Genomic DNA, 13,851 nt, shown 5'->3' with positions numbered 1-13,851 from the left:
GTCTCCACTCAGGCCGTAGCCGTGTCGCCGTCGAGCTGGAGCGCCGTGGCCAGCAGTCTGCCGAACTCCGCTTCCGGCAACGTGCGGCGGGCTTCGATGAGCCGCTTCGCCCCCTCGCCGATGACGATGCGCAACGGCGGCGCGCTGTCGTCGAGGACCTGTTCCACGATACGGGCCAGCACGTCCGGGTCGCTCCCGTCCTCCCGCGTCGCGCGCTCCAGCAGTGACACCAGTCGCTTCCTCCGGATGGCAAGGTCTGGACGCTCGACGCGCGGATGATGGAACCCGATGCTCGTGCGCATGCCATCCGGCTCCAGCAGTGTGACGCGCAGTCGCGTGCCGCGCAGCTCGTGCGCGAGCGCCTCGGACATCGCCTCCAGCGCGTGCTTGCTCGCCGCGTACGCACCGAGGAACGGCGGAGCCGCCACACCCGACAGCGAGCTGACGTTGACGATGTGCCCCGCGCCCTGCTCCCGCATCGACGGCAACACCGCCAGCATCATCCGCAGCGCACCGAAGAAGTTCGTCTCCAACTGCGCGCGAGCCTCCTCCAGGCTCGTCTCCTCCACCGCGCCGATGAACGCGTAGCCCGCGTTGTTGACGAGGGCGTCGATGCGCCCCTCGCGAGCGAGCACCTCGCCGACGCACGCCTTCACCGACTCATCCGAGCACACGTCGAGCGCGAGCATGGGCCAGCCCGAGTCACCCGAGGGCTGGCGGCTCGTGCCGTAGACGCGATGACCGCGCGCGACGAGCCGAGCCGCCGTGGCCCGGCCCAGGCCGGAGGATGCACCCGTCACCAGGACCACCTTGCTGCCGTTCTTCCGAGCTTCCGACGTACCGCGACCGTCCATGCGTGCCTCCGTTGTTGAAGCGGGAGGCAATATGCGAAGGTTTCGTCACATTCGGTATTCGCATTCCGGAACGCGAGGCGCGCATGCATTCCATCGACACAACCCCTCGGAAACTCCCGCGTCAGGCGCGCTCGCGAGCGACGGTGGACGCGCTGCTCGAAGCGGCGGCTCAGGTTCTGGTGGAGCACGGTTACGAGAAGACGACCACCGCGCGCGTCGCCGAGCGGGCCGGCGTGAGCGTGGGCTCGCTCTACCAATACTTCCCGAGCAAGGAAGCACTGGTCGCCGCGCTCATCGAACGGCACACGGGTGAGCTGGTGCAGGTCGCGGAGGAGGCCTTCGCCAACTTGAAGAACGCCTCACTCGAGGAAGGGCTGCGAGCCATCATCCGCGTCGGCGTGGACACGCACCGCATCTCTCCCGAACTCCACAAACTCCTCTTCGAGCAGGTGCCGCGCGTGGGCCGCATCGCCGAGGTGATGGACACGAACCGCCGCATCACCGAGCTCATCGAGCGCTTCCTCCGCACGCATGCGCGCCGTCTGCCGAGAGGCCTGCAGCCCGCCGTCGCCGCGGTCATCATCGAGACGTCGCTCGAAGCGCTGACCCACAAGGCTGTCACCGAGCAGCCCGAATTGCTCGAGGGCGGCTTGTTGGAGCGGGAGCTGTACCAGCTCGCCACGGGCTACCTGTTCCACGCGGAACGCTGACGGACCGACCGCCGGTTCCACGCGGAACATCGTGCATGACTCCGGTCCATGCGGAGCGAGAGACGCGCGGACGCAGTGAGGCACATGGCTCGGACCTGAGGCCATGTGCCCGTACGAGCAACTGCTTGTACGCGGAAGGGGAGGGCGGGGTGGCGCCCCGTGTCCGGCGCGTCGGTGCGATGGGGTGTCGAGCCTGACGTGAAGCGAAGCGTCGTCGCTTGCTCGTCAGTCCGATGAGGCTCGAGCCCGCGTCGGGAACGGCGCGCGGAGTCTTGCGTTGTCCCCGAGAGATGCCTCACCGAAGGTGTCACGCACCGGGCCGCTACAGATTCGCCGGGCTCGCACTCTGATGAAGCGCCGGGGAGATGTGGCGTCGTGGAACATCGAGCCCGCGCGCGAAGGGAAGCACGGCGTCGCGCGCGATGGCTCCCACGCTGTCACGCACCGGTCCGTGACTGATTCGCCGGACTCGCACCCTCCGGAGGTCCCGCGACGGGAAGCTCGGCGATGAAGCACGCGCCTTCACCGGGTGCACTTCGCACCCGAAGCGTGCCTCCGTGTGCTTCCACGATGTGCCGCGCGATGTGCAGTCCGAGCCCGAGCCCACTCACCTCGCTGGCACCGACGAGCCGCTCGAACCTCTCGAAGATGCGGTGCTGGAACTCCGGCGCGATGCCTGGCCCCCGGTCCTCCACCTCGAGCACGGCCGTGCTGTTCATCGCCTGCGCCGTCACCTTCAGCGGCGTGCCCGGCGCGTACTTGAGCGCGTTGGTGAGCAGGTTCGTCAGCACCTGCTCCAGCCGGTAACGGTCCCACCGGCCGACAATGCCAGACGTCAGTCGCACGTCGAGCGCATGGCCCGCCTCGGTGAGCTGCTGCCGGAAGCGCTCCACCACGTCGTGCGTGAGCTCGGCGAGGTCCACCGATTCGAGCTGGATGTTCAGCCGCCCCATGGCGATGCGCGAGATGTCGAGCATGTCTTCGACGAGCCGGCTCAGCCTGCCGATGGAGCGCTCCGTCTGCTCGACGAGCCGCGTGACGCGCTCGGGTTCGAAGGCGGCCGGGTCTCCGGCGGCGATGCGTCTGCGCATGTACTGCGCCTGCATCTTCATGGACGTAATCGGCGTGCGCAGCTCGTGCGAGGCGATGGACAGGAACGTGTCGCGCGCGGAGATGGCGTCCTGCGCGCGCTGGAACAGCCGCGCGTTGTCCATGGCCACCGCCACCTGCGCCGCGAGCCCCGCGACGAGCGTCTCCTCGCGAGCCGTGAAGGTGCCCGGAGTCGGGTGGCCGAAGAACAGCCCGCCAATCACCTCACCCGAGCGGGAGACCACGGGCACCGCGAGGTAGCTGCGCACGGGAAGATGTCCCTCGGGCATCCCACGGCGCGGTGGGTTCTGTCCGTAGCGTGGGTCCTTCGTGATGTCATCGCTGCGGACGATGCCCGTGCCCTTGAACGTCGGCTCGAACACCGGCGTCGAGCGAGGCATGGGGAACTTCGCGAAGGCCTCCTTCGGCACGCCGCTGAGCGTGTACAGCATGTACGACTCACCGCGCTCATTGAGCACGTTGTAGAAGAACGCGCCGAACGCGGCCCGGCACAGCCGCGTCGCCGCGTCCGTCACGCTCTGCACCAGCTTCTCGAGCTGGAGCTCCGCGGCGAGCGTCTGGCCCACCGCGTTCACCACTTCGAGCGTCTGTAGGGACTCGTGCTTTTCGTGCAGCGTCTGGCGCAGGGACTCCTGCAGCTGCTGCTCGGCGGTGACGTCGAGCGTGATTCCGTCGAAGCGCTTCGGCCGTCCGTGCGCATCGCAGAAGACGCGACCCTGGCTGCGAATCCACCGCACCTCGCCGGAGCGCAGCACGCGGAAGCGGAGGTCGTACGGCGCCTGCTCGTCGATGGCGAGGCGGACCGCCTTGGCCACGAGCGCGCGGTCCTCGGGATGGATTTGCCGGCGAATCATCTCGAGCGTCACCGGGCCATCGGAGGGGAGGCCGTGCTGCGCGCGGTAGATGGCGTTGCAGGCGATGACGTCGAGCGGCAGGTCGCAGTACCAGAGCCCGAGTCCGGTGGTCTGCACGATGTGCTCGAAGCGCTCCTCGTGCGTCTTGCGCTCGTCGATGTTGGCGACGGTGCCGGCCATGCGCGAGGGCACGCCGGCAGCGTCGTAGTACGCGCGGCCGATGGCCTGGACCCAGTGGATGCCTCCGTCGCGCCAGATGGTGCGGAACTCGAGGCGGTAGGTGGTGCGCTCGCGGATGCTGGCGTCGACATGCGCGATGACGCGAGCGCGGTCGTCGGGGTGAACGAACTGGATGAAGTCCTTGTAGAAGGTGCCGCGGAACGAGTCCGGCGCCATGCCGAAGATTTGCTCGCCGCGCGGGTCGAAGCGCAGCGAGTCGGTGGCGATGTCCCAGTCCCAGGTGCCCAGGTGAGAGGACTCGAGCGCCAGGGCGAGCCGTTGCTCGCTGTCCTCGAGTCTGCTGCGCGCGAGTCGTTGCTCATGGATGTCGACGGCGGTGCCGAGCCGGAAGCGGACGGAGCCGTCAGGGTTCTTCACCGGCATGGACTGGGCGTGGTGCCAGCGGAAGGTGCCGTCCGCGCGGCGGAGGCGCAGCTCGAGCGAGTAGGGCGCGCCGGTGGACTCGGCCTGGAGGCACGCGCTCACGACGGAGGCGAGCTCATCGGGATGGAGCGCGGCGTCCCATGCCGCCGAGCCGATGAGGCTCGTGGGCAGACCGGTGAAGGCATGCCAGGCGGGGTTGAAGTAGTTGGTGTTGCCGTTGGCGGTGGCGGTCCAGACAATCTGCGGCATCGCCGCGGCGAAGGTGCGGAAGTGCAGCTCGTCATCTGTCGGAGGTGCGGGCGGAGAAGAGCGCTGAAGCATCGGCCTTCGAGGTGAGCCGACGCGGGGGACTCCGTCAACGATGAGGCCGGGGGCTCACGTCGACGAGACGACGGTGGCCTGGTGGGCCCCGGCGTGAGCCGACCCCCAACGCACTGGTGTTGGTTCCAGGTGGAACGCGAAGCGACTCGACTGTTTCGTCGCGCGCGTGCGTGGACTGTGACGGCAGCGGGGTCCATGTGGAACGCGAGGCGACTCGACCGTCTCTTGCCGCGTGCGCAGGAGTGGACCGTGACGGCACCGGGTTCCACGTGGAACGCGAGCCGCGGCGACCTTCCTTTCATCCACGCCGGTGGGGGTTTGGGGGCGCAGCAGAGTCTGCGATGGCGGTGGTGGTTCCACGCGTGGAACGCGAAGCGACTCCGCTTCTCTTCGCACGTGATGCCGACGCCCACCGACGTCGGCATGTGGATGGGGCGGCGTTTGTTCCACGTGGAACGCGGCTCGCGCAGCATCACCTCATCGCCGTTGGTTCGAGTCCTCGGGTCCGTCATCGAAGTGCCGCGAGCGATGGGCTCGTTCCACGTGGAACACGGACATCGATGCGCCGCTGAAGTGGGGATCGGGCCACCGCGTTCGTGGCGGATGACCGTGTGCCGGGTCCGTCCGTGGCACGCGTTGAAGCGCTCGTTGAAGCCGAGGAACTGAACCGCTGAGCGCCCATCGCCCGCGTCTTCACCCGCCACACCGGAGCGATGGTCTGAAGCGATTGCCGGAACGACGAGTGCCGTGGCGCGCTCCACGTGGAACTGGTCTTCGTGCCGTACGTCGCCTTCATGCGCGGCGTCGGGAGGCACCGAAGAAGCGCAGCGATGAAGGCGCATCGCGTTCCACGTGGAACGCGGTGACGACATCTCGCGCATCACATCTCCGGGTCGAACCGAAGCCGCGTGGGTACGTGAGGCATCACGTTCCGGGTGGAGTCCGAGCAGGTGTGGGGAGCCATTGGCGCGGCTACTTCGGGACGCCGTGGCGGGAGCGAGGCGGCCACGCGTTCCACGTGGAACGCAGGTCGCGCCGTGCAGGCCTTCACGCGCATCGGTGCGAGCCACGGTCGCAAGGCCTTGGGCGGGGAGTTCCACGTGGAACGCGAACCGACGCGCGGCACTTCAGGTCGTGCACTGTCGCGAAGACATGCGGCGCTGAGTTCCACGTGGAACGCGGACGCTTCACCCATGCTCACGCGCATCTGTTCAGGCCACGCGAGGTCGCGAGGTCATGTGGCGCTGAGTTCCACGTGGAACGCGGAGGCCTCGTGCGTGCTCACGCGCATCGATGCACGCCACGGTCGCAAGGCCCCGGGGCGTGGAGTTCCACGTGGAACGCGGACGCTCCACGCGAACCGATGACAGGTGCTTCAAGTCAGGCCGGTCGCGAGGTCATGCGGCGCTGAGTTCCACGTGGAACGCGGACGCCTCGCGCGCGCTCACGCGCATCGGTGTAGGTGAGCCACGGTCGCAAGGCCTTGGGCACGGAGTTCCACGTGGAACACGGACGCTTCACCCGTGCTTACCCGCATCTGTTCAGGCCACGCGCGGTCGGGAGGTCATGCGGCGCTGCGCTCCACGTGGAGCGCGGACACCGCGTGCGCTCACGCGCATCCGTTCAAGCCATGCGTGGTCGCGAGGTCATGAGGCGCTGAGTTCCACGTGGAACGCGGACGCCTCAAGCGTGCTCACGCGCATCCGTTCACGCCACGGCCGCAAGCGTGTGCGGCGTAGGCGTTCCACGTGGAACGCAGGCGCCTTCACCTTGCTCATGTGCCCCGGTCCAGGCCGTGGCTGATGCGTTGGCCATCACCACGCGTTCCACGTGGAACGCCGCCGGCCGCATCCAGCACATGGGCACACCGGTGCGCGCCGCGGTTGCGCGGACCTGCGCGGCTTCGCGTTCCACGTGGAACGCAGCCGGCTGCATCCATGGTGCATCGGCACATGGCGCCGGCTTCGGTTCAGGGCATGCGCGCGACTTCGAGTTCCACGTGGAACACGGTCATCGCATCCGGCGCCGCGCACGCATGGGTTCAAGGCGCGCATGCGCGCGACTTCGCGTTCCACGTGGAACCCGGCCACCACATCCGGCGGCGCGCACGCATGGGTTCGAGGCGCGCATGCGCGCGACTTCGCGTTCCACGTGGAACCTGGGCACAAGGGCACGCACGCCATCCGCGGCGCGCATCGGTTCAAGCCACGCGTGCGCGGATGCGCGCGCCTTGGAGTTCCCGGGGCGGTGCCTCCGGTCACGCGCGTGCGCTGGTTCGAGCCGCGCATGCGGGGAAGGGCGTGTTCCACGTGGAACCGATGAGGCGCATTGGTTCCCACGCACGAATGCGCGCGTGGCTCGCATGCACGGAGATGCGTGGCGCTGAGTTCCACGTGGAACACATGCGGCTCCATCCCATGGTTCGAGCGCACGGTTCCGAACCGGGGCCGCGTGGTCATGCGCGGTGCCTCGTTCGGCGTGGAGTACCGCGCGCTTCACCCCGTCCTCATGACACCTGGTTCGAATCGCGGTTGCTCCGGCAGGTGCGGTGTCGCGTGCTCGGGTAGCCGCATGGGTGGGGCGAGGAGGGCCTTCGCGGTGGCTGGCTCGAGCCAGTGCTGCGCCGACCTGCGAGGCCTCGCGTTCCACGTGGAACACGACCCGCCGTCATCCGCCACATCGGGTTCTCCGATTCGAGCCACTTCGCATGACCTCTCGTTCCACGTGGAACGTGGGCAGCGGCCTTCGCTGCTTCGGAGCTGCCGGCTCATCAGGTCGAAGTCGAACGGCCCCGCGCGGCATCACGGTTCATGCGGAGCGCGGATGGCCGATGGCCGCCGCGACCTCTTCAGGCCGAGCCAACTCATGACCGGCACTCCCGGCACCGCGACTCATGTGGAGCGCGGACATGCGGAGGCCTTCGACATGCGCTCCGGTTCGAGCCACGACCGAGCCCGCCCACGCGGCATCCCGTTCCACGTGGAACGAAGATGGTTTCGGCCGGAGCTTCGGCGCCTCGGTCCGGAGCCTCGGTGTTCTCGCCGCAGGGCTCGCGGGCGCGGCCGAGAGCCTCGCGGAACGCGGACGGTTCCTCATGGAGTCGTCGCGGTGGATGCGTCGCACGGCCCGATGGCTCGCCGCGAAGAGCACCTCATCCGGTTCCACGTGGAACACGGATGCGAGGTGCCCGCCCATCAATGCGGGTCGAAGCCTGGCGGTGCCTGTCTGGCGAAAGCCGAGGGCTCGTTCCACGTGGAACGCAGAGGCCCACCGCCACCATGGACACGGGGCGACCACCCACCGTGCGGTCAGGACCACCGCGTCCGGTTACCCGTTCCACGTGGAACTCAGATGAGCGCGACCGGTTCGAGCATCGAGCCGCCGCGCGGTGCGAAAGGGCAGGGCGGTACTCGTGAGCCGGTGAAGAGCACGGGACTCCTCGCGCGCGGTCTTCGCGGAGCGCGGGAGGTCTTCGCGGAGGTGTGAGCTTCGAAGCCTCGGTCCATGTGGAACGCGCGGGGCGCTGCTCGACCCTTGTCACCGGTCATCCACGGCCATGCCGATGTCGCCGCGACGCATGCGATGCCGCGCACCAGGGGAAGAGGGGAGGCGCTTCATCGGTGCTCTCCGGCAGGTCTCTGCGAAGCATGAGTTGAGTATCCGGCGCGCGCGAGCCTGAGCGCGAAGCCCTGCTCCACATGGGCGGTCTGGCACTTCACCTGCCACCTCATGGAGGCATCACGGGCTCGGTGAGGTAGTCGTCCCGGGCGGGCTGTGGACCCAGCTTCAGCGTGGGCTCGGGCGCTTCATGTCCTGCTGCCGCTGTCCCGTGGAGCCGGCCCTTCATGGGGTCGTGGTGAGTTGGACGGGGCGGTGAGGTCGCGCGCGGAGCCGCGGGAGCATCGGCCGTGGAGCCTGCCCGTCGCGGAGTCATGGTGCGTCGGACGGTGCGGTGACGTCGCGCGCGGAGCTGCGGGAGCATCGGCCGTGATGACCTTCGCCCTCCACGTCACGCGTGCCGCGGATGTTCGCGGTGGCTCAGTGACTCATGCGCGCTGAGCCAGCCCCATGGTCGGCAAACAGAGGGCGTCCCGGTTCGAGCCGGCCGCCGGACATCCAGATGCGTCACCGCGTCCGGAATGGGGGCTCAAGAGGTGCTCGGGTTCCACGTGGAACCGCGAGTCACCACATCTCGCCGCAGGCCGCGCTCGTGGTTGTCAGCGGTCGCCACGATGGAGTCTCCGTGATGAAGGGGCAGCGGCGCGCGCACCCGTGTGGATGCAAGGCATGCGAGGTCCATGGATAGGGAGCAGGGGCCACAGCGGAGTCGCGCACCCGCGCACGAGCAAGGTCCCCGAGCAAGGAGCCGTGGTTCACGGCGGAGTCACGTGGCCACGGACGATCGAGGTCCACAGGCATCGCCAGTGCTACACAGTGGCGTCGCGTGGCCGCCGACGAGTGAGGTCCACGGTGATGTCGCATCGCCACGGGCATGCAGTGTCCGCAGGCATGGGGCGCGGCTCACGTCGGAATCGCGAAGCAAGAGGCGGCGAGGTCCTGGTCCACTGGGATGGGGAACACGGAGGACTCGCGCGGCGACAGTGCGCGACGTTGGCTCCGCGCCTCACCTGTCACGCACGAACGCTCAGGCCCATTCTCCCCCCAGACGGGGCATGTGCTCGCCGTGCAGGGATGTCGTGATGCATCGACTTGGGTTCGGGGCTCATGGAAGGACCAGGGCTCGCGGTGCGAACGCAGTTCGCGACGACAGCGGTGTGATGCGGTGAGCACGCGCTACCGGCTCCGATGCCCCGCTTGAACCTGAATCCGCTGTGCAGTGCGAGCTGGGCGACGGCAACGGCATCCGCGGAGTCTCGAGCCACTCCTGCATGGACCGCGCGACCGAGCCTCCAGGTTTGTACGGGCATCAGGGTTGGTACTCAGCTCACTGCCTGGGGCAGGCCGGGTCTGGGCGCGAACCCGTTCCACATGGAAGCGATGCTGAAGTGCCGTTGGCGCTGTGGGCAGAGGCTCGCGAGCGGGAGCGGGATGAAGGTGCGTGCGGTACGTGCTCATCCCGCCGCGGTGGTCAGGTCAGTGGCTCCTTGGGGAGGGGCAGGGCGGCATCGTGCGATGACCTGCCGCGGGCGAGATGCTCCGGAATGGAGACCCGGTGGACGACGTCATCGCGACCACGTTGATGCTGAGTAGCCCGGCGCGCATTTCGCGTGGTCGGTGCTCACGTGAAGTTCCGTCGACGCACGAAGCTGGGAGGTCGCGGCACACGGCACTCGAGCGAGTCGGGAGCGGAACCGCGAGTTGGTGAAGGCCCAGCAATCCAGGGGCTGTTGGGAGCTGCGAACATTGCTTGGCGCAGGTCTGCGAGCCGCGAAGCAGGAGACAGGAGCAACCAGGGCGGCATGTTCTTGGTGCCTGACCGCATGGCCGTATCCTTATAGAGGGGCCTTGCAGCGGACCCCTCGTGGTCCAGGCGGGTGGGCTGGACGAGGGACTCGGCGCGGCTCATCTTGCGCCAGTGCACCTGGTTCCTGAGCATCCGGGCCAGCGACCTGCGGCGCACTCCCTTCTGCCGCGAGGACAGGGGCGGGCGCCGCCTCCTTTATATAGGGCGCGAGAAGCCACCGGTCGGGCACCTCCATCGCAAGTCGCAGCCGGATGGTCACAGGCGTCATCGCGAACCTCCGCGCCCACCGTGCTCGGCTCACACGAGCTCCCATTCCCCTGCCGGTCGATGCCACCTCGAGTCGTCAGCACGGCTGCACCCACCGGGCAGCTTGTCCCCAGTGGTCGCGAGATGCGGCCAGCGCTTCGCTGCAACACGTCGCGGTTTGGTTCCCACGGCGGAACTCGCGCATGAGCATCGCCCATCCATCAGCGTGCACATGCCTGGCGCCGTTACTGAATTGCGCACTTCGCTCGGCACCAACTCGATGTCGGTAGCGCATCGGGCCTGCCGCGCGGCACCGGCTCAGCGTCGCCACCGCATCGGCTCCTTGCCCGCACGCCCAGGTGACGCCGCATGCTCGGCGCTCCCATCGCCTCGATACGCAGGTCGTCATGCGATGCGCACGCCTGCCAGCGCTGCTTCGCCGTGCGTCTCCGCTCGCGCTGCGCGCATGTCTCTCGGCCCAACCACCTGACACGAAACCGTTACGACCCGCGCCGCGCCGACACGGGCCGCTCTTTCCGAAGCGCCCCAGTCGTCATCCCGCTCCACGCGGAACCACGGCTCCAGAAACGTCCAGTCGCCATCCCGTTCCACGCGGAACCTCGGCACCCCAAGCGTCTCGTCCAACCCCCCGTTCCACGCGGAACCGCCACCCCCGAAAACCCGCCTCCACCTCCTCCATCCACCCCCCACGGAAACACGGCCGAGAGAGCAGGTAGGCAAGGGTCGCCGACAATTTGATCCTCCCCCGAAGCGAGTGCTAGGAGCGTGGATCAGCGCGCAACCGTGCACGGCTTCACGCGCGGGGCCTGGCACTGTCCGGGCCAGAGAGAGGATGGACCACGTGGGTCGTATCATCTGCATCTCCAACCAGAAGGGCGGCGTGGGGAAGACCACCACCGCCATCAACCTCGCCGCGAGCCTGGCCTCCGCCGAGCGCCGCACGCTCCTGGTGGACATGGACCCGCAGGGCAATGCGGGCAGCGGGCTCGGCCTCAAGCGCGACGATCTTCACGGCACCGTCTACGACGCGCTCCTCAACGGCCGCCCCGCCAAGGAGCTCCTCCACCCCACCGAGCTGCGCTACCTCCAGGTCATCCCCGCCACGCCGGACCTCACCGGCGCCGAGGTCGAGCTCGTCGGCGCCGAGCGCCGCGAGTTCCGCCTCCGCGAAGCCCTCCGCCCGCTGGCCGCCGAGTACGACTACGTCATCATCGACTGCCCGCCCTCGCTCGGCCTGCTGACGCTCAACGCGCTCACCGCCGCGGACTCGGTGCTCATCCCGCTCCAGTGCGAGTACTACGCGCTCGAGGGTCTCTCCCAGCTCACGCACACCATCGACCTGGTGAAGCAGGGCCTCAACCCGGCGCTGCAGATGGAGGGCATCCTCCTCACCATGTTCGACTCGCGCGCCAACATCGCCCACCAGGTGGTGGACGAGGTGCGCGGCTACTTCAAGAAGCAGGTCTTCGAGGTCATCGTCCCGCGCAACGTGCGCCTGTCCGAGTGCCCGTCCTTCGGCAAGCCCATCATCCTCTATGACATCAAGTCCAAGGGCTGCGAGAGCTACCTCGCGCTCGGCCGCGAGCTCATGAAGCGGGACACCCCCAAGGCGCCGCGCCGCCGCGTCGCCTGAAGTGCGCTAAGTCTTTGCGGAAGCAGCGGGGGCTCTCCGAGGTTGCCGGGGAGCCTTTGTCGTTCATGGCCGCCGTGAATGCCCCAAGCGGCGCTGGAGTCACGACGTGGTGAAAGCAGACATGCAGAAGCGGGCGCTCGGCCGAGGGCTCTCCGCCCTCATCCCCCAGGCCGCCCCCTCGTCCTCCGGCAAGGGGGGCGAGCAGGCGGCCAACAAGGCCGGCGTCCTCAAGCTGCCCATCGAATCCATCCACCGCGACAAGGAGCAGCCGCGCCAGCACTTCGACGAGGAGAAGCTCAAGGAGCTCACCGAGTCCATCAAGGCGCAGGGCGTCCTCCAGCCCATCCTCGTCCGCAAGGACGGTGACGGCTACCGCATCATCGCCGGCGAGCGCCGCTGGCGCGCCTCCCAGGCCGCGGGCCTCAAGGAGGTGCCCGCCATCGTCAAGGACGTGACGGAGGTCCAGGCCTTCGAGTTGGCCCTGGTCGAAAACCTCCAGCGCGCCGACCTCAACCCCATCGAAGAGGCCGAGGGCTACAAGCGGCTCGTCGAGGAGTTCAAGCTCACGCAGGAGCAGGTCAGCCAGCGCGTGGGCAAGGACCGCTCGACGGTGGCCAATGCGCTGCGGCTGCTCGCGCTGCCCGCGGACGTGAAGGGCCTGGTGGCGGACGGCTCGCTCAGCATGGGCCACGCCAGGGCGCTGTTGGGCGTGCCCCGGCTGCCGGAGCTGCAGAACCTGGCCAAGCAGGTGACGGAGAAGAAGCTCTCCGTGCGTGACACGGAGCGGCTCGTCCAGCAGAGTCGCTCCTCGGGCAAGAAGGATGCGGGCAAGACGCCGCCCAAGCAGAGCCCGCAGGTGAAGTCACTGGTGGAGGAGCTTCAGCGGCGACTGGGGACGAAGGTTCGGCTCACTGAACGGAGTCCCGGAAAGGGCACCATCGAGGTGGACTTCTTCTCGTACGATGACCTCGACCGGCTCTTGAAGCTTCTCAGGAAGGAGTAGGACGTGGCGCTCCTTGGCGGGAAAAAAGACGAAGCACCCAGCAGCAAGCCTCTGTTCAGGCGGGAGGAGGAATCCGTGTCGCAGCGTTCCGGTGAGGTTCATACGCTCCTGGGCAAGGGGAGCGAGTTCGAGGGCAAGCTCACCTTCGAGGGGCAGGTCCGCATCGACGGCAAGTTCAACGGCCAGATTGTCACCAAGGACGTGCTCGTCATCGGTGATGGTGCCCGCGTCCAGGCGGAAATCCAGGCCGGCACCGTCATCATCAACGGCCAGGTCGAAGGCAACGTGAAGGCCACCCAAATCATCGAGCTCAAGACGCCCGGCCGCGTGAAGGGCAACCTCGAGACGCCGTCGCTGTCCATGGACCGCGGCGTCATCTTCGAGGGCTCGCTGAAGATGGAGAACATCGGCGGTGGCAAGCCGCCTCCTCCGGGTGGCGAAAAGAAGTAGTGCTCGCCCGGAAGCACATCGCGCCGGCCCTGGTGCTGGCGCTTTGCGCGCTGCTCGGCTGCAAGGGCTGCAAGCAGGAGGACGCCGCGCCGGCCGCTCCCAGTGAGGACGGCTCGGCGCGTGGTGCCTCCCAGCGCTCGGATGTGCAGGTGCACCTGCCGGATGGTTGGTCCGGGCAGGTGTCCTCCGACGGCAGCGTCCAGGCGGGCCCGCCCGGCCGCCCGGTGCTGCGCATGGACCGGAAGCGCGGGCAGGGTGCGCGGAAGCCCTCGGCGGATGAATTGGCGGACCGCGTCCGCGCGGAGCTGAAGGGCTACGAGGTCTCGCTGGACCAGGAGGAGGAGACGGAGGGCTACACGCTCCTCCGAATCACCATGGCGCCGAAGCTGGCGGACGGGGGCCTCGGGCTCCAGACGCCGGGGTTCTTCGGTGCGCGGCGGCTGGGGGAGGATTTGTTCCTCTGCGCCAGCCTGCCCGGTGCCTCGCCGGAGGACGTGCTCGAGGCCACCGAGGCATGCCGCAACATCGAGGTCCAGTCCACGCCTCGCTGACGGTGGTGTTCCTCGGAGGCCGGAGTGGCGAGTTGCTCACTCGCCGCCGGGCCCGGTCGTGGCAACCTTC

General features: G+C 68.3%; 7 protein-coding genes. 5 read left to right on the top strand and 2 right to left on the bottom strand.

Annotated elements, in window-relative coordinates:
- Positions 1-8 precede the first annotated feature (8 nt).
- Complete coding sequence (locus ACVTJA_RS52800) at positions 9-854, bottom strand: SDR family NAD(P)-dependent oxidoreductase (RefSeq protein ID WP_465832589.1); 846 nt, start codon at positions 852-854, stop codon at positions 9-11.
- Positions 855-937: 83 nt separating this feature from the next.
- Here ACVTJA_RS52800 and ACVTJA_RS52795 point away from each other — a divergent pair, with 83 nt between their 5' ends.
- Entirely contained in the window at positions 938-1,564 is a 627-nt protein-coding gene (locus tag ACVTJA_RS52795) for a TetR/AcrR family transcriptional regulator (RefSeq protein ID WP_465832587.1), read from the top strand.
- A 437-nt stretch (positions 1,565-2,001) separates the two neighbouring features.
- Here the strand turns inward: ACVTJA_RS52795 and ACVTJA_RS52790 are convergent, their stop codons facing one another.
- Positions 2,002-4,452 carry a PAS domain-containing sensor histidine kinase gene (locus tag ACVTJA_RS52790; protein WP_465832585.1) on the bottom strand — a complete coding sequence of 817 codons (2,451 nt, stop codon included), beginning with the start codon at positions 4,450-4,452 and terminating at the stop codon, positions 2,002-2,004.
- 6,533 nt (positions 4,453-10,985) lie between these two features.
- Here ACVTJA_RS52790 and ACVTJA_RS52785 point away from each other — a divergent pair.
- The 4 genes from ACVTJA_RS52785 (at position 10,986) to ACVTJA_RS52770 (ending at position 13,781) form a co-directional block, all read left to right on the top strand.
- Positions 10,986-11,777 carry a ParA family protein gene (locus tag ACVTJA_RS52785; RefSeq protein ID WP_465832583.1) on the top strand — a complete coding sequence of 264 codons (792 nt, stop codon included), beginning with the start codon at positions 10,986-10,988 and terminating at the stop codon, positions 11,775-11,777.
- Positions 11,778-11,883: 106 nt separating this feature from the next.
- Positions 11,884-12,780, top strand: coding sequence for a ParB/RepB/Spo0J family partition protein (locus ACVTJA_RS52780; RefSeq protein WP_465832581.1), 897 nt, complete (start codon positions 11,884-11,886; stop codon positions 12,778-12,780).
- A gap of 3 nt (positions 12,781-12,783) precedes the next feature.
- Positions 12,784-13,230: a bactofilin BacM gene (gene bacM / locus ACVTJA_RS52775; protein WP_465832579.1), complete on the top strand. Its 447-nt coding sequence runs from the start codon at positions 12,784-12,786 to the stop codon at positions 13,228-13,230.
- Positions 13,230-13,781, top strand: coding sequence for a hypothetical protein (locus ACVTJA_RS52770; RefSeq protein WP_465832578.1), 552 nt, complete (start codon positions 13,230-13,232; stop codon positions 13,779-13,781). The genes bacM and ACVTJA_RS52770 overlap by 1 nt, the downstream gene beginning before the upstream one ends.
- The last annotated feature ends 70 nt before the right edge of the window (positions 13,782-13,851 follow it).

The sequence above is a fragment of the Pyxidicoccus sp. M6 genome (genome assembly GCF_055568925.1).
The sequence above is the reverse complement of the archived record's forward strand: the minus strand, read 5'-3'. Positions and strand labels throughout refer to the sequence as shown.